Below are 23,608 nucleotides of genomic sequence, written 5' to 3'. Positions count from 1 at the left end.
ACCCCAATCTTAATTTATGTTTAAGAATATTGTTTTTTTATTTTTGCTTCTTATAGCAATAAGAGGTAATTCTCAATCATTGGGATCGGGAATAGATAATAACCATATTTCCAAAACATTTGTATTAGACTCCATAAATATTTCAAAGTTATTAAATTTAGGAAGCTCTTTTTATAGTAAAAAAAAGCTCGATTCTTCTTATATATATTATAAAGAAGCGTTGGAAAAGGCTAAAAAAATTAAATCTAGTGAGCAAATTGCTGAAAGTTTATATTGGATTGCGATTTATTTTGAATTAACAAATGATTATAAAAATGCAATACTAAATTATAACAAGGCATTAGAAGAGTATTTGGCTTTGGGAAACTTAAAATCTGTAGCTAATATTGAAAATTATATAGGATATAATTATTATAATTTAAATCAGGAGGATAAAGCTATAGAGTATTATTTTAAATCATTAAAAACATATCAAAAAATTGGAAATAAAAGTGGAGTAGCGGCAAACTTTGTTGATATTGGAAATTTGTACTATGGTTTTGAGAATTACAATTTTGCAAGGAAATATTTAGAAGACGCCTTAAAGATATATAAAGATTTAGAAGATAATTATGGATTATCTGCTTGCTATACAAATCTTGGAAATGTAAGTTCCGATAGTGGAAATTATAAGGAAGGAATAGATTACTACAACCAATCAATTGAAATTGAAAAATTATTGAATGAGGCTGATTCTTTCGCAACAAACTTTAATAATATTGGAGATTGTTATTTGGCTATGGGTAATTTTAAAAAAGCTGAAAATTATTTCTTAAAAGCATTAGAAATTGCATTAGAAAAAAAGGATAAAGGTTTATTGGAAATAATTTATTTAAACCTTTCTGAATTAAATAATTTGACAAAAGATTATAGCAAGGCTATTTTTTATGGTAATAAAGGGCTTGAAATAATAAAAAAAACAAAATCGTCTGAGGTTGAATTAAAAATTTTAAATAATTTATCCTTGGCATTTGAAAATTCGGGAAATAAATTAAAATCTTTAGAACTATTAAAAAAACACAAAGTAATAAGTGATAGTCTTAAAAAAATTGAAAGAAGTAAAAAAGTTCAATTATTTCAAGCATTAAATGAATTAGAAAAATCGAGTTTTAAAATTGATGAACTTTCGGAATTAAGTAAATTAACTCAAATTAGACTTGAAAATGAGAAAAAAGTTACTTACGGATTAATTATCTCAATGTTAATATTTGCGTTTTTAATTGTTATTCTTATTTACCAGCAAACTTCATTAAAAAAAGCATACAACTTATTAGAATTCAGAAATCATCAAATTAGTAAGATGAATGAAGAGATTAAATCTCAAGCCAATAATTTAAAACAATTAAATAAAACTAAAAATAGGTTTTTTTCTATTATAGCACACGATTTAAAAAATCCATTTAATTCAATTAAGGGTTTTGCGGTATTATTAATTGAAAATATAAATATTTATGATGAAGAAAAAAGGTTAAAATTTTTAAAAATTATAAAAGGATCTGCAATAAAAGCTTCTGATTTATTGGATAACCTATTAATTTGGGCAAACTCGCAATCTGGAAAATTAAAATTTGAACCTGAAACAATAGAAATTGTTAAACAGGTTGCAGATGTGGTTACATTATTAGAAGTACAAGCAATTAATAAGGAAATTTCAATTTATAATAACGTACATCATAATCTATATGTTTATGCCGACAAAAACATGTTGAACACTATTTTAAGAAATTTGCTATCGAATGCTATTAAATTTACTAATAAAGGAGGGTGTGTTAAAATAGATTCTGTTTTAGAAGAAAACAAGGTGTTAATTTCAGTAAAGGATAATGGGTTAGGAATGTCTTCTGATGCTGTGAAAAATTTATTTAATGTTGATAATATAGGCTCAAAAACCGGAACAGCAAACGAACAAGGATCTGGTCTTGGTTTGGTTTTATGTAAAGAATTTATAGCAAAGCATGACGGTGAAATTTCTATTTCATCTAAAATAAATGAAGGAAGCACCTTTACGTTTACATTGCCAATTTGTACATCTAACGGTAGTTTAAGCTAGTTTTTTTTGATCTTTTAAGCGCATTACACCTTCAACAATATCAAATATTTGTAATTTCAAATTTTTATAATCTTTAAGAGTTATATTTATTTCTTTCCCAATTTTTTCGTGTGTTGCTAAATAATTTGTATTACCAACAATAGCGTTTTGATTAATTAAGTTAGAAAGTGTTTTCTCATGCTCTAATACAAGTTCTTTTAGATCTGTAAAATCTTTTTTCTTATTAAAAATAGCCGAACTAAACTCGCTAATTTTTTTGAATAATCCAGAATCTAAATAATCGATATATTTTGAGCTAAGTAAGTGTGATAAAAATTGAATTTCATATTTGGTGAATTCAATTTCAGATAGCCATTTTTTTGAATTATTGTGCAGTTCATTAATTCCTTTGATTTTTCCAGGCCATTCTTTTTTTATTTTAGTTTTCATAGGATATAATTTTAATATTATTACTATTTAAAAGTACTTCTAGAAATGGTATTATAAAATGAGAATGGTCAATTTCTAAAATAAAAAACAGGGAAGTGAATAACTTCCCTGTTTCCCTAAGAGATTAGTGTTTAATTTTCTAACAACTTACAATTTAGATTGTATTTCCAACCAAAATTCTCATCTAATCATTAAGCCACCTAATACTCTCAATTAAAGAATTTAACTAACATATAATTTTTGTTGTTCTAATTATTAAGTTTTATTTAATAACTAAAACCTAATTAATACTGCCCACTTAAACTCTTTATAACTCTTTCAATGTAATTTTTTTAACTCAATTATAAGTTTTAAATTATAACACAATAAAAGTATTATGAAATTTTAAAAAAATATATGATCATCATCAATTTACAATATGATTGTTATCACCCTTTTGTGTTTAATAATACACAATTCTATAAGCTACATTTAACAAATAAATTCCAATAAAAAATAATAGAATATAAATTATCTGTACAAATTTAATATTTACATAGTTTATGTTTTTTGTTGTTTTCTTTGGAAAAATAAAAAGTGAAAGACCGAAAATAAAACAAAACCAACCTAATAATGTAATTACTAGTTTATAGTTACTTTCCCACATATTATGGAACAATATATTTAAAAGTCCAAAAATTATGGTAATAAAGGAAATAAGGATTGCGAATTTTTGATCTTCTAAATCCTTAATAATTTGAATGTTTCTTTTTGGATTTAAACTTAAAATAAAAAAGAATATTATTAGTAACCAACCCCAAAATTCAGCCAAAAAAAGTGAACTATTTTCCATAATAAATTTGTTTTATTCGTGTAAAACTAAAAATGGTATTTCTACATGGTAACTTATTTCTTCAACAGTAGGTTTAAATAATATTCGTTGAAATAGATTTAAGTTTTTTGCTACCATAATTATTAAATTAGTGTCTCGGCTTTCAACAAAACATTGAATTCCGTTTTCAATTTTATTATTTGTTAATCTATGAAAGCTGTGTTTTTCATCTAAAAAATAATCATTTAAAAATTCTTTATTATCTAGTTGAAAATCGGTAAGATGTTCATTCTTTTTGGTTATATGTAAAATTCTAATAGCAGAATCGTAAAGTTTGGTAAATTCGGATATAGTTTTTAAAACTTTTGTTTGATAGTAAATATTATAATCTGTAGGGAATGCTATTTCTTTAGGAGTTTTAAAAACTGCATTTTCTGGAATAATTAAAACAGGACAATGAACCTGGGTAATTAAGTCTCCTGTATTGCTTCCAACAATTACTTCACTTAAACCAGAAGCTCCTTTGGTACCCATTATAATAAGTTCAATTTTTTTATCTTCTATAACACTTCTAATTGCATCAATAAAAAAATCGTATTTATATATTTTATAAAAATTATGATTAGTATTTGAGAAGGATTTTTTTATTTTTTTTACTAAGGTTTTTAGTGCGGTTTTAGATTGTTGTAATAATTTGTTTTCAACTAAAGTGTTAGATAAAATAATAGCGCTATCTCCAACAGGATAATTTGAAATTAGCGAAACATTTAATAAATAAAAATTACAAGGAATATTTTTATAAAAATTTAATGCATATTCAATAGCATTCCACGAATTATCTGAAAAGTCAGTAGGAATTAAAATATTTTTCATTGGTCAACAAATTTTAGTTATTACTTAAAGTTAAAGCCAAATATTTTTTTTCAAAATGATTTATATCAACTATTATTTTATTTTTTCTAATTTTTCAATGTCTACTATTTTAATATTTCTTCCTTCTATATCAATAATTCCTTCCTTTTTAAAATCAGATAGTGTTCTAATAAATGTTTCAGTTGCTATACCGGCAATACTTGCTAAATCACTTCTAGATATTTTTGGCTGATTGTTGTAATGTGTTTTTATTTTTTCGTAAAAAAGTAAAATGGTATTTGCTGTTTTTTTTCTTACAGAACAATAAGCCATTTCTAATAAATGTTCTTTAATTTCTGAAACATCTTCAGATAAATAATCAATTAGTTCTAAGTTTGAGTTATGGTTGTTTTCTAATAATGTTTGAAATTCATTTTTCGAAATACGAAAAGCTTTTGTTTTTTCTATTGCCGAAGCTGATTCTTGATATGGTATATTTTGTGAAAATGATGTTAACCCAAAAAAATCATCTTTTTTTCTTAAAGAAGTTATTAACTCTTTACCATATTCATCAATTTTAAAGGTTTTAACAACACCCGAAATTAATAAGTAAATAAAATTTGAATTTTCGCCTTCTTTAAAAATTATTTCATTTGGATTAAATAAGTACTCTTTTAAATTTTCTGTAAAATAATCTTTTAGTTTTACAATGGTTTTAATTTTGTCTTGGTTAAAACTGGTTTTTTGTTTTATTTTCTTGTTTTTAAGTTCTTTATACAAAGCTACTTTTGCAAATCTACTTTCAATGGCGCTAAATATTTCCGATTCATCAAATGGTTTGGTAATATAATCATCGGCTCCTAAATCCATTCCCTTTCGTATATCTTTGTGCTCCGTTTTTGCAGAAAGAAAAATAAATGGTATTTGGTTGGTAGAACTATCTTTTGATAAAATTTGAAGCACACCATAACCATTTAGTTCAGGCATCATAATATCGCATATAATTAGGTCGGGTAGTTCTTTTTGTGCTTTAGCAATACCAATTTTACCATTACTTGCTGTAATAACTTTATAATTTGCTAATTCTAAAAGCTCGGCGGTGTTATCTCTAACAACAATATCATCTTCTATTAATAATATTTTTTTCATAGCTTATTATTTATTGGAAGTTTAACAGTAAATGTAGAGCCAAAGTTTTCAACGCTTTTAAATTGAATTGACCCTCCTAAATTTTGAATATGTGTTTGTACTATGTTTAAACCAATTCCAGTACCTTGGGTGTTTAAAACATTTTCAGCTCTAAAATATCTATTAAAAATATATTTTTGATCATTCTTAGGAATACCAATTCCTTCGTCTATAATACTTAGTTGTAAATGATTTTTGGTTGAAGATATTGTTAATTTAATTTTTGAATTTTCAGGTGAATACTTTATGGCATTATATAATAAATTTGTTAAAATAAGTTCAACAATTTTTTCGTCTTGAAATAAAATATACTCTTCTACATTATTAGGAATAGTAATATGTTGTCCATTTTTTAGTAATGTATTAGCATTATAAACAACCTCGTTAACAATTTTGCTTAAATTAAATTTTTTAAATTTATAATTAACCTTGCTCGATTCGAGTTGCTCAATTGAAAGAAAATCGTTTAAAATATTATTTAAATAATGAACCTTACTAGTAATAGTTTTAATATGTCTATTGCGTTTTTCTTGTTGTTCAGTTAATTGATATTTATCTAAAAGTATGGTTGATGTTAAAATTCCGCTTAAAGGTGTTTTAAATTCATGAGAAACTAACGAGAGAAATTTTGTTTTAAGATTGTTTAATTCTTGTTCTTTTTTTAAGGATTTTTTTAATTGTTTCTCCGCTACTTTACGTTTTTCAATTTCTTTTAGATAATCTAAATTTAGGTGTTTTAGCTTTTTTATAGTTTTATTTAATTCCGTGGTTCGTTGAGAAATTTTTTTCTCTAGATCTAAGTTTAATTCTTCAATTTTTTGTTCATTTTCTTTTCTAGAAGTAATATCAATTATTAAGGCAATAATATAATAATCATCATTTATTTTAAAAGGGTTTAGGCCAATTTCAACAGGAAATTCATCCTTGTTTTGTTTTACACCAATTAAATTCGAATTGTGATTAATTTTGCTAATGTTATTTTTTTGAATAAAATTTGAAAAGTTTTTATTGTGATTTAAATGGTGTTTTTCGGGAATTAGAATGTTTAAATTCTTATTGGTAAGTTCCCCTTTTTTGTAGCCAAACATATTTTCAACTGAACTGTTTGCCACAATAATTGTTCTATTTTTATCAACAATAATTACGCCTTCAGGTATGGCTTCAAAAAGAATATTGAAAATATTTCGATTTTGAAAAAACATAAATTTGCGTTTTTTATCAATTGTACCTTAAATTTCGTAAAAAAAAAGTTAAAAACCTTATTTTTAAGTTATTAATTATAAGGTTTAATTCTAAAACACTGTTCTATACCTAAATACTTTTGGTTAGCGTGTTTTTCACTCCAAAACCCATCTAAAATATCTTTTGTTAAAAAGTGATAAACAACAACACCTTTATATTTTTTATTGTTTTCGTCTAAGTAGTAAAAATTAATAACTAATATGTTGTTTTTAAAAAAGCCTATTCCATATTGTTTTTGAACATTATTAATAGTCCATTCAGCAATAATTTTAGAATTTTCATTTAAACTTAGCTTAAGAATACCTTTGTATTTAGTAGCTTCAGAATCCTGATTTGTTCCAGTAAGAGTATATTCACCAATTAAGTCTGTAACATCCATTTATTAAAAATAAATTTTGATCAAAGATAGTTTTTCTAAAACTATTCTTAATAATGTTATTAATTAACCTAAAGTGTTTTGAAAGGTGTAAATTCTCAAATCGAAAGGTTAATATAGTGTATTTTATTGTTAAAATTATAAACAAAAGCTTGTTTACTTAACAATATTGTATATATTTGGTGAACCAAACTGGTAAACCAATTAAGTTGAGATAAATATTTACTCATTTTGTTACTAGTTTCAATTGAAATTTCATTTTAATAAATAAACAATGAGAATAAAAAACTTACTAGTATTCAAAGTTGTAATAATTATCATTTTTTTGGTAGCTGTATCTTGTGAAAACAAATCAGAGGTTGTTACAGAAGCCAAAACAACATCCGAACATCCTAAATTAATTTTAACTAAACAAGGAGTAAAAGATATTAGAGCCAATATAGGGCAAATACCGATTTTCGATAAAACCTTAGCTTCAACTAAAAAAGTGGTTGATGCAGAAATTTCAAAAGGATTTGATGTTCCAGTTCCAAAAGATTATTCGGGAGGATATACACACGAAACGCATAAAAAAAATTATGTAGTAATGCAGAAAGCAGGTGTATTGTATCAAATTCTTGATGATGCTAAATATGCTAAATATGTTAAAGACATGTTGTTTGAGTATGCAAAACAGTATCCAACATGGCCTATACATCCTAAGCCTCGATCATATGCAAGAGGTAAAGTATTTTGGCAATGTTTAAACGATTCTAATTGGTTGGTATATACAAGTCAAGCTTATGATTGTATTTATAATTATTTATCAGAAGAAGAACGTAAAACGTTAGAAACAGATTTATTTAAGCCTTTTGCCGATTATATATCTAAAGATAATCCACAGTTTTTTAACAGAGTACATAATCATGCCACTTGGGGAAATGCAGCTGTTGGGATGATTGCATTGGCTATGGATGATGATGAGCTTTTAGATAGAGCCTTAAATGGTGTTAAAGTAGATAATTTTAATCCAGATGAAAAGGATAATGATGGAGGTTACATTAGAAAAGATGGTCAAAAAATTGGTTTTTTCGCCAATGTAGACGAGCCATTTTCACCAGATGGGTATTTTACTGAAGGACCATATTATCAGCGTTATGCTTCATATCCATTTTTAATTTTTGCACAAGCATATCAAAATATAAAACCTGAACAAAAAGTGTTTTCATATAAAGATAGTGTGTTATTAAAAAGTGTTAATGCCTTACTAAATTTAACGAATGCTAAAGGTGAGTTTTTTTTATTAAATGATGCTCAAAAAGGCATGTCATATTTTAATGCTTCTTTAGTATCAACTGTTGATATAGGGTATCATTTTGGAGGGAATAATCCAGAATTATTAAGTATTGCAAAAATGCAAAATGAAGTTACACTTGATGATGCAGGCTTAGCTGTTGCTCTTGGAATAAAAGAAGGTAAAGAAAAACCTTTTGTTAAAAAATCTATTGAATTATCAGATGGTGCAAATGGAGACGAAGGCGCCGTAGGAATTTTGCGCAGTGGTAATATAGAGTTGGTTTTTAAATATACAGCCCATGGTTTAAGTCATGGCCATTTCGATAAATTATCTTTTGCATTATTTGAAGATGGCACTGAAGTGATACAAGATTACGGAATGAGTCGTTTTGTAAATATTGAGCAAAAAGGAGGAGGAAATTATCTTAAAGAGAATACAACTTGGTCTAAACAAAGTATAGCGCATAATACATTGGTTCAAAATGAAAAATCTCAATTTAAAGGGAAATATGATATTGGAAGTAAGCATCATTCCAATACATATATATTTAATGTAGAAAATGAAAATTTACAAGTTGCTAGTGCTAAAGAAGAAAATGCATATCCAGGAACTAAGATTCATAGAACCATGGTAACTATTAAGGATGAAGATTACGTTAACCCTTATGTGTTGGATATTATGCAAGTAAATTCTAATAGTTCAAATCAATATGACTTACCATTTTATTTCAAAGGTCATATTATGCAAACTAATTTTGACTATAATAAATTAATTACACCAGAAATTTTAGGGAATTCTGATGGATATCAGCATTTGTACAAAGAGGCTAGTTCCGTTGTAAATGGAGAGAATATAAAATTAAACTGGTTGTTAAACAATAAGTTTTATACGTATTCGGCTGTAACTTTTAATAAAGACGAAGCTATTTTGGGTAGAATTGGAGCTAATGACCCAGATTATAATTTACGAAATGAACAAACATTAATTTTAAGAAAAAAGAATGTAAAGGATGCGTTGTTTGTTTCTACAATAGAATCACACGGAACTTATTCTCCTGTGTCCGAATTAGCTGTAAATTCATATAGTAATATAGATCAAATAGCGGTTGTTTATAATTCAAAAGAATACACAGCAGTTCAAATTAATACAAAAAAAGGCAAACAAAGTATTTTCATTATTTCAAATGAAAATGCATCAAAAAAAGGCAAGCATTCAATAGAAATAAACAAAAATACCTATCAATGGATAGGGCCATATTATTACTCAGTTATTAATTAAAATCAATTAAATTATAAAATTATGAAACGATTTAGTGAAAAGTACATCATAGCAAAAGAAATGGAATGGGAAGAACTTGGAGGAGGAGTAGCAAGAAAGTTCTTGGGTTATGATAATCAAATTATGATGGTACAGGTAAAATTTGATAAAGGTGCATTGGGTTCACCACATCAACATTTTCACACGCAAGCTACCTATTGTGTTTCAGGTAAATTCGAATTTGAAATTGATGGAGAAAAGAAAATTGTAGAAGCAGGTGATGGAGTATATATTGAGCCTAATTTATTACATAGTGCAGTTTGTTTGGAAGAAGGTATTCTAATAGACACATTTAGTCCCGTAAGAGAAGATTTCTTAAGTGGTGATGGGGTATCTTATTTTGGAGATAAAGAGTCGTAGAAAATATTTTAACTCTATTCGAGAATTTATCAAATACTAGTTTAAGACCATATTAGTACTTTAAATAGTAAGTTAAATAAAATTTAAACGGATTATGCTGATTAATTTTGTAAATAAAGAAGTTAATTTAAAATATTTTTGATTTTATTTTTTTTTAACTACAATTTAACTTATCTTTGGTTATCCAGATTGGTTAACCAGTTTGAAAAACCAAATTATTCATTACGCTAATAGGTAAATAAAGTTTTAATTAAAATATAAAAACTAATTATTTTTAAGATTTTTTTTAAGTGAAAGATTTATAAAGTGTAAATCGTAGACATTAACTTATCTTAAAAATAAATTAAATCAAACACTTAACATAAAAAAATAAATTATGAGTTTAAAAATTCGGCTAACTCTAATGCTAATTTTGGCAATCAATATTGGTGTTTTTGCTCAAAGTGACTATACAGTTACGGGGACAGTAGTATCTCAAACCGATAATTTGCCAGTTCCAGGAGTTAATATTATAATTAAAGGAACAACAAATGGAACGTCTACAGATTTTGACGGGAATTTTGCTTTAAAAGTGAAACAAGGAGACGTATTGGAAGTTTCCTTTCTTGGGTTTAAAACTATGTTATTTCCTATTGTGGATCAAAAAGTATTGTCTATAATACTAGAAGAGTCTGCGAGTGTACTAGATGAGGTTGTTATAGTTGCGTATGGTGATCAAAAACAAAAAAACGTTACAAGTGCCTTAACTAAAGTTTCTGGAGAAGACCTGCAGGATGTTGCTGTATCTCGTGTAGAGAGTGCTCTTCAAGGAAAAGTAGCAGGTTTAAGAATTCAAGTAGTGGATTCGGAAGCAGGGGGAGATCCTAAAATTACGTTGAGAGGGCCAGGTTCTATTACAGGATCTTCGGCACCATTAATTGTTGTTGATGGAGTTGTTTTGGGAACAGAATCTGATATTTTAGGTTCAATTGATAATAATAATATTGAGTCAATAAGTGTTCTTAAAGATGCTTCTTCTGTTGCAATTTATGGTTCTCGTGGTGCTAATGGTGTAATATTGGTTAACCTTAAACAAGGTATTGTTGGTAAAACAAGATTTTCATACAATACGTTTATGGGGTATAAATATGCTACAAATAACGACAACTTTAATACTTCAATTTCTCAAGAAAGAGCAAGATTAGATGGATTACAGGATGTGGTTAGTGCAATTTCAGTTGATAGCGGTAATTATGATAGAGTAAATAGAAATTATAATACTGCTTATGCAGAGTTGGAAGCTATGGAATTTTTAGCTTCATTATCTGGTGGTGAAAAAAACTTGCAAGATGAAGTTTTTGATGGCGGTATGATAAAGAATCACTCTTTTGGAGTAAGTGGAGGAACTGAGTTAACTAGTTATTCTGCTTCTTTAGGTTTTCTTGAAGATGAAGGTATTGCATTAACAGATAATTTTAAGAAATACAATGCAAGAATTAAAGTTGATAGTAAATCAAAAAACAAAAAAATAAAGTATGGAGTTAATCTTAGTGCAAATTATAATGACCAAGATAAATTACCAGCTAGATTTACAGATCCGTTAAGGCAATATGGACATGTACCGTTATATTTAACAGAAGAACATTTAAAATATGTAACACCTTTTTCTACAGAAGTTGGTGCTTCAACAGATGCAGGTAAATTATTTGAAAATTTAGGTGTAGGAAGTTATGGGTTTTCAAGAGCTTTTGATCATGTATTTACAGTAGATCCAGATAATCCTAGAGCAATAGCTAGAGATCCTAGCACAGGGTTACCATTGGTAAGTGGTTTAACTTCAGGAGGACTAACATTGTCAACTACAAAAAATGTTCATCCTTTAGTACATTTTTTAGAAAGATCTAGAAAAAGACAGAAATTTAGTTTAAATGCATCTTCTTATGTTGATTTTGAATTAGCAAAAGGGCTTAACTTTAGGCAGTCTATTTCAGGAGTATTTAGACATCAAAAGGCAAACGATAATGATTATTTATATGGTCAAGAAAATAGAGATCAAGAAGCATATCGATTGGAAAGTAGAGATGAATTAAATCAATATGCATTTGAATCAATTTTAAAATATAAGAAAAGTTTTGGAAAACATAATTTAAACTCAGTATTAGGTTTTGAATTTACGCAAAGAGATTTTTATACACAAGAATCGGAAGCTGTTGGTTATACGGATGATTTTAATAACAATATTGCTCTTGCAGATGGAGGAACTACATTTACTAATAATGGAACTGATAAGTTAGTATCATATTTTGGGAGATTAGATTATAATTATGACGAAAAATATTTAGTTCAATTATCTGCTCGTACAGATGGGAGTACAAGATTTGGAGCAAATACAAGATTTGGATTTTTTCCAGCAGCTTCTGTTGGTTGGGTATTGTCTAACGAAGATTTTTTATCAGAAAGTGATTTAATATCATTTTTAAAAGTTAGAGCAAGTTATGGTATTTCAGGTTCTAATCAAATATCAAACGATGTATTTCAATCACTATATAGATTTGAAGAAACATTTAGTACCATTGGTTATAATGGAGAAACGGGTGTTAAAGGAGTTACATTAGCAAATCAAAATTTAGGTTGGGAAAAATTAATAGAATTTAACCCTGGAATTGATGTAATATTTGGTAGAGGTATTTTAAATTTAACAGCAGATTTCTATACAAGAACAAGTGAAGATTTAATTCTTTTTGCACCAGCATCGGCCACTTATGGTACAGATAATTGGTTACAAAATATAGGTGAAGTTAAAAATGAAGGTATTGAGCTAGAATTAAGTTCCAGAATAATATCTAATGAAAACTTTAGATGGGTAGCTTCAGGTCAATTTACTTTAAATAGAAACGAAGTAGTAAGTTTAGGAAATAACGAACAAATTATTTCAAGAATTGATCAAGATACTAGACCTACAGAATTTATAGCAAGAGTTGGGCAGCCAATAACTTCATTTTATGGTTGGGTTTATGATAAAGAAATTCCATTAGAATGGGTAGATAGTCCGTTTAACAGGTTTAATAATGATTTTGCTGATGTATATGTGAAAGATTTGAATAATGATGGAATTATTGATGATGAAGATAGAACAGAGTTAGGTAGTCCTTATCCTGATTTTACTTATGGATTCAATTCCGATTTTACTTTACATGATTTTGATTTCTCATTTCAATGGCAAGGATCTCACGGTGCTGAAGTTAGAGTAGCCGATTTAGACCAATTGTATTACGCAAGTGAATCATCTGTTAATGAGATGGCTAATTTTCCTGATAGAGATTTAACAGTTCATAGAAGATTTACAGATGATCATATACAAGACGCTTCATATTTAGCTTTAAGAAGTTTAACTTTCGGATATTCATTCCCTGAATCGTTTACTTCTAAGTATAATATCAATAGATTAAGATTCTATGTAACAGGTGAAAATTTACTTTTCTTTACCGCTGCTGGTTATGAAGGATTTAACCCAGATGCGGCTGGTCAAACTTCAGATAACGCTAATACACCATTAACGGCAGGTTATCAAAGAGGTGATGGTCCAGTAGTTAGAACAATTTCAGCAGGGATTAACTTTCAATTTTAATTAATTATGAAAAAAATATATAAACATATAATAGTTTGTTTTTCTTTTGTGGCTTTATTTACAAGTTGTGAGGAAGAATTTGACCTAAGTAACCCTACTGCACTTTCGATAGAGGAGTTATTGCAAACGGACAACGGATTTGAATTATTATCTAACGGAGTTTTAGATGCTTATCAAAAAATTCCTGCAAATGAATTCTTATTAACCGAATTAAGATCAGATAATGTTAGAGCTAATTCAGAAAATGGAAATTTCCCAGCTTTTAATGCATATAATGTAGACCCTAATAATGGAGATGTAGCTACTTATTATTCTAATAATATGGCTACCATAAAACATGCTAATACAATTATTGATAATAGGTTTTTAGTGCCAGAATCTCAACAATACACCGTTGGAGAGGCTTATTTTATGAGAGCTTTATGTCATTTTAACTTGGTGAGAGCATATCAAAATGTTCCTTATGTAGATAAAGTTTTAGACATTACTAAAAATGAGGCTTTAGATTATCCACAGCTACCAGAAGCAATAGTGTATGAAAAGATTATTAGTGATTTTAAAACATCAATTGCTTATTTAAATGGAGGAGTTCAAAATAGATATAGACCTTCTGAAGGTGCTGCTATTTGTTTAGCTGCAAAAGCATATTTAAGTCAGCCTAATCCTAATTATGCTGAAGCAGAACTTTTGTTAGCATCTGTTATAGAAAATAGTGGCACTTATAATTACGATTTAATTTTTACAGAAAGAGATGATGCAGATCAGTTTGAATTTAATGCAGATCCGTTAGATGTTAATGTCGACATTTTAACAGATGCCGAATATTATGCAAATTTAGTAATGGATTATGGACATGTATTTGGAAATGATATATCTGATGGATATACAGATGGAGTGCTTGACGGTTCTTGGTCAAATAGTCCAGCTTTAGAAATTAATGATGAAGTAATTTTTGCTATTGCTTATGATTTAGTAAGTAGTGATAACTATACAACAAGTGATAGTGGTTTAGATGACCAAGTAGAAACGGATTCAGAATCTCATAGTTTTGCCATGACCCTACAAGGACCATCTAACGGTATAAATATTGCCACACTTGACTTTTTAAAAGTTATGACTCCAGAGTTGCAACCTGTAAGATTTTATGCTAGTATAGATGCGCTGTCATATAATCCAACACTTGAAACAAACGATACATTTAACGCTAAATTCCCAACTGAAGGTGAAATTGGAGATAATGACTGGATAGTTTTAAGATATGCAGATGTGTTGTTATTGTATTGTGAAGCAATCTTAAATGGTGGTGATAGTACTACGGATTCTAGAGCTATTGATGCTTTTAATAAAGTTAGAAAAAGAGCAGGTCTTGAAGAAGTTGCTAATTTAACAAAGCAAGCTTTATTAGATGAAAGAAGAGTTGAATTTGTATATGAAAATCAACGTTTGTATGATTTAGTAAGATTTAATGTTGCAGATGAAGTTTTACAAGAGTTTTCAAATCAAAACAGTTTGTTTTATACAGCAGAAAAAAAATATCTTCCTTTCCCTCAAAGAGAAATAGATAATTTACCTAATTTTTATAAACAAAATGATGGATACTAAAAATCTTATAATTATGAAAAAACAAGTGTTCAATATAATAATAGTTTTAGGTACAATTGTATCTCTAACTTCTTGTGTCAGCAACGATTTAGCTGAGGTTGGTGATTTGGAAGATATAACAGGGCCAACACCATTTTATAACGTAACTGATGTTACTTCTTCAGAATTTAACTGTGACGATGTTGAATTGTGGGCTAAATATGAATATAATTATAAAGCAGGCTCAAATTTAGCAGTAAATGGTATATACTATGAATGGACAGTTTCTCCATCAGATGGTGTAACTTTAATTAATAAAGATTTACCAATCTTGGAACAAACAATTGAAGCAGAGTTGGCTTCTGTTAGAGCATTAGAAGGTCAAATTGCTAAACTAGAATTTAAATTACCTTGTGAATCTAATCAAGATAAAATTGATATAATAGAAGATGAAATAGAGGCTCTTAATATTCAATTAGCTGGGGCAGAGGCGGCACTTTCTGAAGAAACATTGCAAAATGTTACTAATATAGAAAGTCAAATTGCTAATCTAGGACCTGCAACATTACAAGATCAAGAATTAATTATTTCTTTTCCTGGACCAGGCGAGTATACTGTTGGTTTAACCGTAACGGATAACCTTGGAAAATCAGATTATACTGAAAAATTAATTACCGTAAATCAAGCTGTACCAACTATTCCAGTTCCCGAAATTGGTGAACCAGGTTTTGATGATGGTACCTTATTTGATGGTACTGGTGACGGTAGAGACTCTTGGAGAGCTCCTAGTAGTAGTGCATGGGGTAGTGTATTTCAAATAAATACGAAATCTGTATTAGGTATACTTCCAGATGGTTATCAAGCTGCAAAATTTCCGGCAGATGGAACAAGAGTAGGATATCAAGAAATTGAAGTAACTCCTGGTGCAACTTATGTGTTAACATACTTTAGTGCTTTAGATACTAGTACTTTTGGAGATATTACAGTTTCTATAATAAATACCAATGCTACAACACTAGAAGAAGCGAAGTTAGAAGCAAATATTATCGCTTCTAGAACAGATAATAATGTTGGAAGAGTAAATGATGTTTTCAAAAAACATGCGCTAACATTTGAAGCTGGTGAGAATGAAACAGTAATCATTTTACTAACTAATTCGGGTGTTGAAGGTAGATTAGATGCATTTGATATAGTAGTTAAACAATAAAAAAGCTTTAAAATTTATTATTATGATTTATAAATTAATTAAAAAATTCAATAAAAGTGTTTTAGCTCTATTTTTTATATTTTTAGGTTTTATATCATGTTATGATAATGGTTACGAAGAGTTCGTTCCTCCAACCGGAAATGTAAATAATATTCAGCCAAATACATTATTTACTACAAGTACAAGTGCAGATAATAATTTATCACTTGTGTTTAGAAGTTATTCAACAGATGCCGCATCTTATTTATGGGATTTTGGAGATGACAATACTTCAAACGAAGCAAATCCTGATTACACCTATTCTAAAGGTGGTTTATATACTGTAAAATTAACAACAACAAGTTCGGATGGTTTAATAGCTGTTGATTCATCATATGTAGCGCCAATATCTGTAGATTTTAATTTCAGTTCTATAGATACAGAAGTAACTTTTGAGAATTTAACAACTGGTGCAAGTAAACTAGTTTGGAATTTTGGTGATGGCGAAATTGTAGAATGGAATGTTGAGGATACAGAGGATGATGCAGATTTTAATCCAGTATATATCTATAAATCAGATGAAACGGTTGAAGCAACACTTACTGCAACTAATTTTTTGGGAGTTGAAGTTAGCGTTAGTAAAAATATCGAAGGATTAGTTTTATCTACAGTTCCAGATTTTGATTTTAAAGCTAGAGGATTTGATGTAGAATTTACAGACAGTTCAATTTTAGCCGTATCGCATAGTTGGGATTTTGGAGATGGAAATACCTCAACAGATATTAACCCAACCCATACATTTGGCGCAGAAGGTACATATGATGTTGTGTTAACCACAACCAATGCTGCAGGTGTATCAAGAAGTATTACAAAAACAGTTCCAGTTGGGGCTGTACAAGCTACGTTTAAGGCTATGGTTCAAAATAGTACTTGTAACGATTGGACAAAAGAAACAAATGATAATGCAGATGCTTGGGATATGACACCTAATTCTACTGTTAAGGATAATGATGGAAATACTATAGATAGTCCTTACAGAGCGATTTGGTATAATTCAGATTTAGCGGATTGGCTTGCGAGTAATTGTGGTGATGCTGATGAACAACCAGGATCTTCAGGTGATGGAAACAAATTTGGGCCTCTTGCTGGAGGTGGTAGAGGAGTAAAACTTAATGAGTCTTGTCGTCGTCTTTATCAGGTAGTAGCGGTAGAACCTGGAGTACCATATACCTTTACAATAGATACACGATCTGAGTCAGTGGGGGTTAATACAGAAGTATTTATTTTAAATACTGAAATTACTTCAGAAGATAATATTATGGATTTTGCCGATGCATATTATTTAATTGATAATGATTACAACAAAGATAAATCTAGTTCAACTAAAGATACATTTACAACAAGTACATTTAATTTTGAAGCAACTTCAGATAAGATTGTAATTTATGTTAGATCACAGAACGCTGTTGATAGTAGTAATGAGGTGTTTATTGATAATATAGATATTATTACCCCAGGATTTAATTCAGATGGCTCACCATCAGGAGTTACTGCAACTTTTGCTGCGGTTATTCAAAATGGTACTATTGATGATTATGATCCGGCTGTAAATCATAAAGATGATAATAATGATGCCTGGGAGCCAGTTCCTCCAAGTACTTTAAAAGATGGTTCTGCAAGTCCTTATACTTGGAGTAATTCAGCTCTTAAATCAAGTGCAGGTGTTAAAGCTGCTGGTATCACTACAACGGAGAATTCGGGTGCACATGCTTTAAAATTTAGTGGACCAGAGCGTAGAGCTTATCAACCTTTTGATGTTGAAGTTGGAGTAGAATATACAATTAAGATGTTTGTAAGAACGGAAACACCAGATGATTTTACTATTTACATTCTTAATAATGAAGTTGCGGATGAAAGTGACTTAACAGGTAATAGTGACGAAGTATATGTTGTTTCAGGTAATGATAATTCATATAAAGAATATAGTTTTTCATTTATTGCAACTACTTCTACAGCTGTATTCTATGCAGTTCCATTTAGTGGGGTGAGTGGAGATAGTGAAGTATATTTAGATGATATTTCAATTGAAACACCAGGATTTTAAATTTTAATCAAACACATAAATAAAACAAAATAATTAAAAATAAAAAATGAATAACTTCCGAAAAGAAATATTATATATTCTAGTTATAGCATTTCTATCTGTTAACGCTACTTGTCAAACAAAGAAGGGTAGCGTTACAGATGCGGATGTTAAAGTTGAAAAACGAACTAAAAAGAAAAAAAAGAAAAAGGTTAAATTACCAAAAATAGATTTAAGTCATTGGAAAGTAACGTTACCAGTTGCAAATGAAGATGGTAAACCTATTGAAATTAGTCCTCCAGAGATATTAAATTTCGCAAAAATGGAAGTTGCGAAACCTTATATGTATATAGATTCTACAAGGGGAGCAATTGTATTTCATGCAATGCCAACGGATTCAAAAACCAAAAACACAAAATATACACGTTCAGAATTAAGGGAGCAAATGGTACCTGGTGATAATAATGTCAATTGGACATTTAAACAAGGCGCTAATATGAAAGGGAAATTAGCAATAGATGCTACAACTAAGGACTCTAACGGTAAATATCATAGAACTATTATTATGCAAATTCATGGTAGATTAACTAATGAACAGCGAGATTTAATAGGTGAAGATGATAATAATGCACCTCCAATATTGAAAATATATTGGGATAATGGTAAAATTAGAGTTAAAACAAAATTGTTGAAAAATATAAATGCAACAATACCTGAAATATTGCATGAAGATGCTTGGGATGATGATGAAGGTTTTAATTTTGAACAAAAAGTTGGTTTTTCAAAATTCACATTAGAAGTTAAAGTCTCAGAAGGAAAAATGGTAATTGTTTTAAATAATAATGAATTTAAGGTATATGAGAATATTCATATGGAAAAATGGGGTGTTTTTGAAAACTACTTTAAAGCTGGTAATTATTTTCAAACAAGGGATGAAGGAGCTTTTTCAAAAGTAAGGTATTACGAATTAAGTGTTTCTCACTAATAGATATGGTAAAAATGCATTTTTATAGAATTACTTTGTCAATTAAATTACTAGTGCTTGTTTTAATGAGTATGGTTAGTTGCTCAAATAATGAAACAATTGCGCCTATAGTAAATGAGGAGATCGAATTAGAAGAAGAGATTGTTGAAGAGGTTATTGAAGAGGAGGTCGAAGAAGAAGAGGTCGAAGAAGATAAAGATTATGTTCTTTCAAATATTGATTTAAGTCATTGGAAAGTAACGCTTCCTATTGGTAACCCAACAGAAGTATTACCTCCAGAGATTTTAAACTATGCAACAAATGAAACGTTGAAGCCTTTTATGTACAATGATTCAATTAATGGAGCTTTGGTATTTTATACGTATCCCAATGCATCTACAGCAAATTCCTCTTACTCAAGAACCGAATTGAGAGAATTAATAAATCCTGAGGATAGAGGGAAAACAAATTGGACATTCGCACAAGGTGGAAGAATGAAAGGTACCTTGTCGGTTCCTGAAGCTTCTAAAGATGAAGATGGTAAGTTTCATAGAACTATTATAATGCAAATCCATGGTCGTTTAACAGATAATCAACGAGATTTGATAGGTGAAAATGATAATAATGCACCTCCAATGTTAAAGATATATTGGACATATGGTTATGTTAGAGTTAAAACAAAGGTTTTAAAAAATTTAAATGCTACTGATAAAGAAATTTTATCTACTGATGCTTGGGGAGATGATGACGGATATACATTCTCAAAATACGTAGGACATGAAAAATTTACGTTAGAAGTGATAGTTTCAGAAGGAAGAATGGAAGTAATTTTAAACGAATCAGAATCCAGAGTATATGATGATATTCATATTAAGAAATGGGGTGTTTTTGAAAATTATTTTAAAGCAGGAAATTATTTGGTATCAAAAGATAAAGATGCTTATACAAAAGTGAATTATTACAGTTTAGAAGTAAACCATTAAAAATAAAGTTTGAGTGAGTTAAGTTAAATAATAATTGAGTTTAGGTTTCTACCGGTAGGCTAAAAATTATCGGTAGAATTTAAAAACTTTTAATACTAATAGTTTTTAGTATTTTTACCCCTTAAACTGGTTTACCAATATTATAGAAATATGAAAATAGAAATTTTAACAAAAAATGACAATAGAGAGGTTCAAAACTCAATTATTTCTCAAATTAGAGATTTAATTAATTATAAAAATTTAGAACCTGGAGACAAATTACCGTCAGAAAGGATGTTGTCAGAAAAATTTGGAGTAAGTAGAAGTAATATTCGAGAAACAATTCAAAAACTAGAATTTTATGGACTGTTAAAATCGATGCCCCAAAGTGGTACTTTCGTTGCAAACATTGGAGGTGTAGCTTTAAATGGAATGATAGATGATATTTTAAGATTAGAAGATCCTGATTTTAAATCATTAGTTGAAACAAGAATATTATTAGAGTTGAAAATTTCGGCATTAGCAGCAGTTAGAAGAAGCGAAAGTGATTTAAAACAAATTGAAGAAGCCTTACAAGCGTATTCCGAAAAAGTATTAAATGGTCAAGATGCCGTTCAAGAGGACTTGTTATTTCATTTAGCAATTGCGAAAGCAGCAGGTAATAGTACGTTAAATACTTTAATGTTGATGATTACCCCAGAAATTATAACAAACTTTGAAACTTATCACGTTTGTGATAAAAATCAAGCACGAGCTGGAATACAAGAACACACAGATATTTTTGAAGCTATTAAAGAGCAAGATCCTATTAAGGTGAAAGAAAAAATGAATATACATTTTAATATATTATATCAGTATTGTAACGCGGAAGAATAGTAATAAGTTTTAAAAAAGGAACCGAATATTCAATATCTATTTTTAACAATAGTTGAAAATAATTAATACTAGAAATTTTGTATTGATAATACGCATTAATCTTTTTTTAATAGAAAATAAATATAAATGAATTTAAATTTAAAATAAATGAAAGTAAAAGGATTAAGATGGTGGGTAATTGCTTTGATAGCTTTGGCTACAGTTATTAATTATATCGATAGACAAGCTTTAGTTGTTTTATGGCCAAGTATATCGGAAGATTTATACCCCGATAAATCAATGACAGAAAGAAAAGAAATTTATGCTTTGATTTCGGTAGTATTTATGTTTTCATATGCATTTGGGCAGTCAATATTTGGTAAAATATTTGACAAAGTAGGTACACGAATTGGTTTTGTTTTGTCAATTGGATTTTGGTCCTTATCTACTGCACTTCATGCATTCGCAAAAGGTGTTTTAAGTTTTTCTATTTTTAGATCTTTGTTAGGAATTTCTGAAGCAGGAAACTGGCCAGGTGCAGCAAAAGGAAATGCAGAATGGTTCCCAGCTAGTGAAAGAGCTTTTGCTCAGGGATTATTTAATTCTGGAGCAGCTATTGGTGGGATTGTTGCCATACCAACAATTGCTTATCTAACAGTACACTTTAGTTGGCAAATGATTTTTATTATAATTGGTCTTATTGGACTACTTTGGTTGGTTCCTTGGATGGTACTAGTTAAGGCGCCACCTAAAAGTCATCCTTGGCTTACAGAGGAAGAAAAGAATTATATTCTAGGTGGGCAAGAAGAAGTTAAGGAAGAATCAATTGAAGATGTTGATGAATATAACCCTCCGGTTGGAGAATTGCTTTCTCGTAAACAAAGTTGGGGAGTTATTATTGCATCCGCCGCAATTGATCCTATTTGGTGGCTATTTGTATTTTGGATTCCTTTATACCTTTCAGAAGTGTATAATATGGATGTTAAATCAATTGGATTATATGGATGGGTTCCTTATGTAGGAGCAATGTTAGGTGCTTGGTTTGGTGGACTATTAGCTCAAAATAGATTAAAAAGTGGGTGGAATGTAAATAAAACTCGTAAAATGGTAATAACCCTTGGATGTTTTATAATGCTTCCTTCTTTATTAGCTTTATCTAATCCAGGTTCTCCTGTTGCAGCAGTTTTAATTATGGCCGCAGTGCTTTTTGGTTTTCAAACTGCAATTGGAAATGTACAAACACTACCAAGTGATTTATATGGGAAAAAAACAGTAGGAACGCTTTCTGGTTTTGCAGGAACCGCTGCCAAATTAACAGGAGCAGGTTTAGTGGCTTTAGTTCCAATGTTAACAGCGGGAGGTAATTATTCACCTGCATTTATAATTGGAGCGGTATTAGCTTTTATTGTATTAGCAAGTGTTTGGATTTTAATTCCTAAAGTAGAAGCTTTAAAAGGAAAAAATTAAAAATAATAGAATTAAGTAGAAAATAAGTATATAAAATCAAAAATATAAAAACAAGAAAATGAGTAATTTAACAGGAAAAGTAGCAGTAATTACTGGAGCTACAGGAGGAATCGGATTTGAAGTAGCAAAAAGATTAGGTAAAGACGGATACACTGTAGTTTTAAACGGTATCGAAGATGAACAAGGAGCTAAAAGAGTAGCTGAACTTGCTGCTGAAGGAATTCCAGCGGAATATTATGGATTTGACGTTACCAGTGATGAAGCTGTATCATCTAATATTAAAGCAATTGGTGAAAAATATGGTAGAATTGATGTACTAGTAAATAATGCTGGTGGATTAGGTGGAAGATCTAGGTTTGAAGAAATGACAACTGAATTTTACAGATTTGTAATGGCCTTAAACCTTGATTCAGTATTTTTTGCATCAAGAGCAGCAATTCCTTACCTTAAAAAGGGAGAAAATGCTTCAATTATTAATTATACTTCAAATGCAGGTTGGAATGCAGGTGGACCTGGAGCAGGAATCTATGGTACTTCAAAGGCTGGAGTTCATGCAATAACAAGAGCATTAGCAAAAGATTTAGCTGAATATGGAATTAGGGTTAATGCTGTATCTCCGGGTACTATTGATACTCCATTCCACGCACAAATTAAATCAACTAAACCAGAAGTTTTTGCATCTTGGAAAAATAACATTATGTTAGGAAGATTAGGTCAACCACAAGAAGTTGCTTCTGTTGTATCTTTTTTAGCTAGTGATGATGCATCTTTTATAACAGCTGAAACTATTCAAATAGGTGGAGGTCAAGCTTTAGGAATATAAAAATTAATATCATTATATGAAATTGACGTAGTTTACTGCGTCAATTTTAGAATATAACTATAAACTAAATGAAAAAAGTAGTAACATTTGGAGAAATCATGTTAAGATTGGCTCCACACGGATTTTTAAGATTTTCTCAG

18 protein-coding genes are annotated in these 23,608 nt (G+C 29.2%); 12 read left to right on the top strand and 6 right to left on the bottom strand.

What is annotated here, in order from left to right:
* Positions 1-16 precede the first annotated feature (16 nt).
* Positions 17-2,089 (top strand): tetratricopeptide repeat-containing sensor histidine kinase, encoded by a 2,073-nt coding sequence (locus Q0776_RS15085; protein WP_298370024.1) that lies wholly within the window; start codon positions 17-19, stop codon positions 2,087-2,089.
* Here Q0776_RS15085 and Q0776_RS15080 read toward each other — a convergent pair.
* The 6 genes from Q0776_RS15080 to Q0776_RS15055 all read right to left on the bottom strand — a co-directional run bounded on the left by Q0776_RS15080 (position 2,081) and on the right by Q0776_RS15055 (position 6,990).
* Positions 2,081-2,518: a hypothetical protein gene (locus Q0776_RS15080; RefSeq protein WP_298370021.1), complete on the bottom strand. Its 438-nt coding sequence runs from the start codon at positions 2,516-2,518 to the stop codon at positions 2,081-2,083. The two genes, Q0776_RS15085 and Q0776_RS15080, sit on opposite strands and share 9 nt — an antisense overlap.
* Before the next feature lie 442 nt (positions 2,519-2,960).
* Positions 2,961-3,350 carry a hypothetical protein gene (locus Q0776_RS15075; RefSeq protein ID WP_298370018.1) on the bottom strand — a complete coding sequence of 130 codons (390 nt, stop codon included), beginning with the start codon at positions 3,348-3,350 and terminating at the stop codon, positions 2,961-2,963.
* Between the two features lie 12 nt (positions 3,351-3,362).
* Positions 3,363-4,202 (bottom strand): universal stress protein, encoded by an 840-nt coding sequence (locus Q0776_RS15070; protein ID WP_298370016.1) that lies wholly within the window; start codon positions 4,200-4,202, stop codon positions 3,363-3,365.
* 72 nt (positions 4,203-4,274) lie between these two features.
* Positions 4,275-5,330, bottom strand: a complete 1,056-nt coding sequence (locus Q0776_RS15065) for a response regulator (protein ID WP_298370013.1) — start codon at positions 5,328-5,330, stop codon at positions 4,275-4,277.
* Positions 5,327-6,571 carry an ATP-binding protein gene (locus Q0776_RS15060; protein ID WP_298370011.1) on the bottom strand — a complete coding sequence of 415 codons (1,245 nt, stop codon included), beginning with the start codon at positions 6,569-6,571 and terminating at the stop codon, positions 5,327-5,329. The genes Q0776_RS15065 and Q0776_RS15060 overlap by 4 nt, the downstream gene beginning before the upstream one ends.
* Before the next feature lie 71 nt (positions 6,572-6,642).
* Positions 6,643-6,990, bottom strand: coding sequence for a hypothetical protein (locus Q0776_RS15055; protein ID WP_298370008.1), 348 nt, complete (start codon positions 6,988-6,990; stop codon positions 6,643-6,645).
* A gap of 271 nt (positions 6,991-7,261) precedes the next feature.
* On the opposite strand from Q0776_RS15055, the gene Q0776_RS15050 reads away from it, so the two are divergent.
* The 11 genes from Q0776_RS15050 to Q0776_RS15000 all read left to right on the top strand — a co-directional run bounded on the left by Q0776_RS15050 (position 7,262) and on the right by Q0776_RS15000 (position 23,468).
* The gene (locus Q0776_RS15050; RefSeq protein ID WP_298370006.1) at positions 7,262-9,541 is read left to right on the top strand and encodes an alginate lyase family protein; all 2,280 of its coding nucleotides are present in this window, start codon (positions 7,262-7,264) and stop codon (positions 9,539-9,541) included.
* 21 nt (positions 9,542-9,562) lie between these two features.
* On the top strand, positions 9,563-9,940 hold the full coding sequence (locus Q0776_RS15045; RefSeq protein WP_298370003.1) for a cupin domain-containing protein: 378 nt from the start codon (positions 9,563-9,565) through the stop codon (positions 9,938-9,940).
* 376 nt (positions 9,941-10,316) lie between these two features.
* Positions 10,317-13,547 (top strand): TonB-dependent receptor, encoded by a 3,231-nt coding sequence (locus tag Q0776_RS15040; RefSeq protein ID WP_298370000.1) that lies wholly within the window; start codon positions 10,317-10,319, stop codon positions 13,545-13,547.
* A gap of 6 nt (positions 13,548-13,553) precedes the next feature.
* The gene (locus Q0776_RS15035) at positions 13,554-15,149 is read left to right on the top strand and encodes a RagB/SusD family nutrient uptake outer membrane protein (protein WP_298369997.1); all 1,596 of its coding nucleotides are present in this window, start codon (positions 13,554-13,556) and stop codon (positions 15,147-15,149) included.
* A gap of 13 nt (positions 15,150-15,162) precedes the next feature.
* Positions 15,163-16,335: a hypothetical protein gene (locus tag Q0776_RS15030; RefSeq protein ID WP_298369994.1), complete on the top strand. Its 1,173-nt coding sequence runs from the start codon at positions 15,163-15,165 to the stop codon at positions 16,333-16,335.
* A 22-nt stretch (positions 16,336-16,357) separates the two neighbouring features.
* Positions 16,358-18,418, top strand: coding sequence for a PKD domain-containing protein (locus Q0776_RS15025; RefSeq protein ID WP_298369991.1), 2,061 nt, complete (start codon positions 16,358-16,360; stop codon positions 18,416-18,418).
* Between the two features lie 46 nt (positions 18,419-18,464).
* Entirely contained in the window at positions 18,465-19,382 is a 918-nt protein-coding gene (locus Q0776_RS15020; RefSeq protein WP_298369988.1) for a polysaccharide lyase family 7 protein, read from the top strand.
* A gap of 14 nt (positions 19,383-19,396) precedes the next feature.
* Positions 19,397-20,344, top strand: coding sequence for a polysaccharide lyase family 7 protein (locus tag Q0776_RS15015; protein ID WP_298369985.1), 948 nt, complete (start codon positions 19,397-19,399; stop codon positions 20,342-20,344).
* A gap of 150 nt (positions 20,345-20,494) precedes the next feature.
* Entirely contained in the window at positions 20,495-21,199 is a 705-nt protein-coding gene (locus Q0776_RS15010; protein ID WP_298369982.1) for a FadR/GntR family transcriptional regulator, read from the top strand.
* A 147-nt stretch (positions 21,200-21,346) separates the two neighbouring features.
* On the top strand, positions 21,347-22,645 hold the full coding sequence (locus Q0776_RS15005) for an MFS transporter (protein WP_298369980.1): 1,299 nt from the start codon (positions 21,347-21,349) through the stop codon (positions 22,643-22,645).
* A gap of 58 nt (positions 22,646-22,703) precedes the next feature.
* Complete coding sequence (locus Q0776_RS15000) at positions 22,704-23,468, top strand: SDR family NAD(P)-dependent oxidoreductase (protein ID WP_298369978.1); 765 nt, start codon at positions 22,704-22,706, stop codon at positions 23,466-23,468.
* Positions 23,469-23,608: the final 140 nt, after the last annotated feature.

It is taken from the genome of uncultured Lutibacter sp., from assembly GCF_947495725.1.
GTDB lineage: Bacteria > Bacteroidota > Bacteroidia > Flavobacteriales > Flavobacteriaceae > Lutibacter.
Note: the sequence above shows the minus strand (reverse complement) of the source record. Positions and strands in the feature narration are given on the sequence as shown.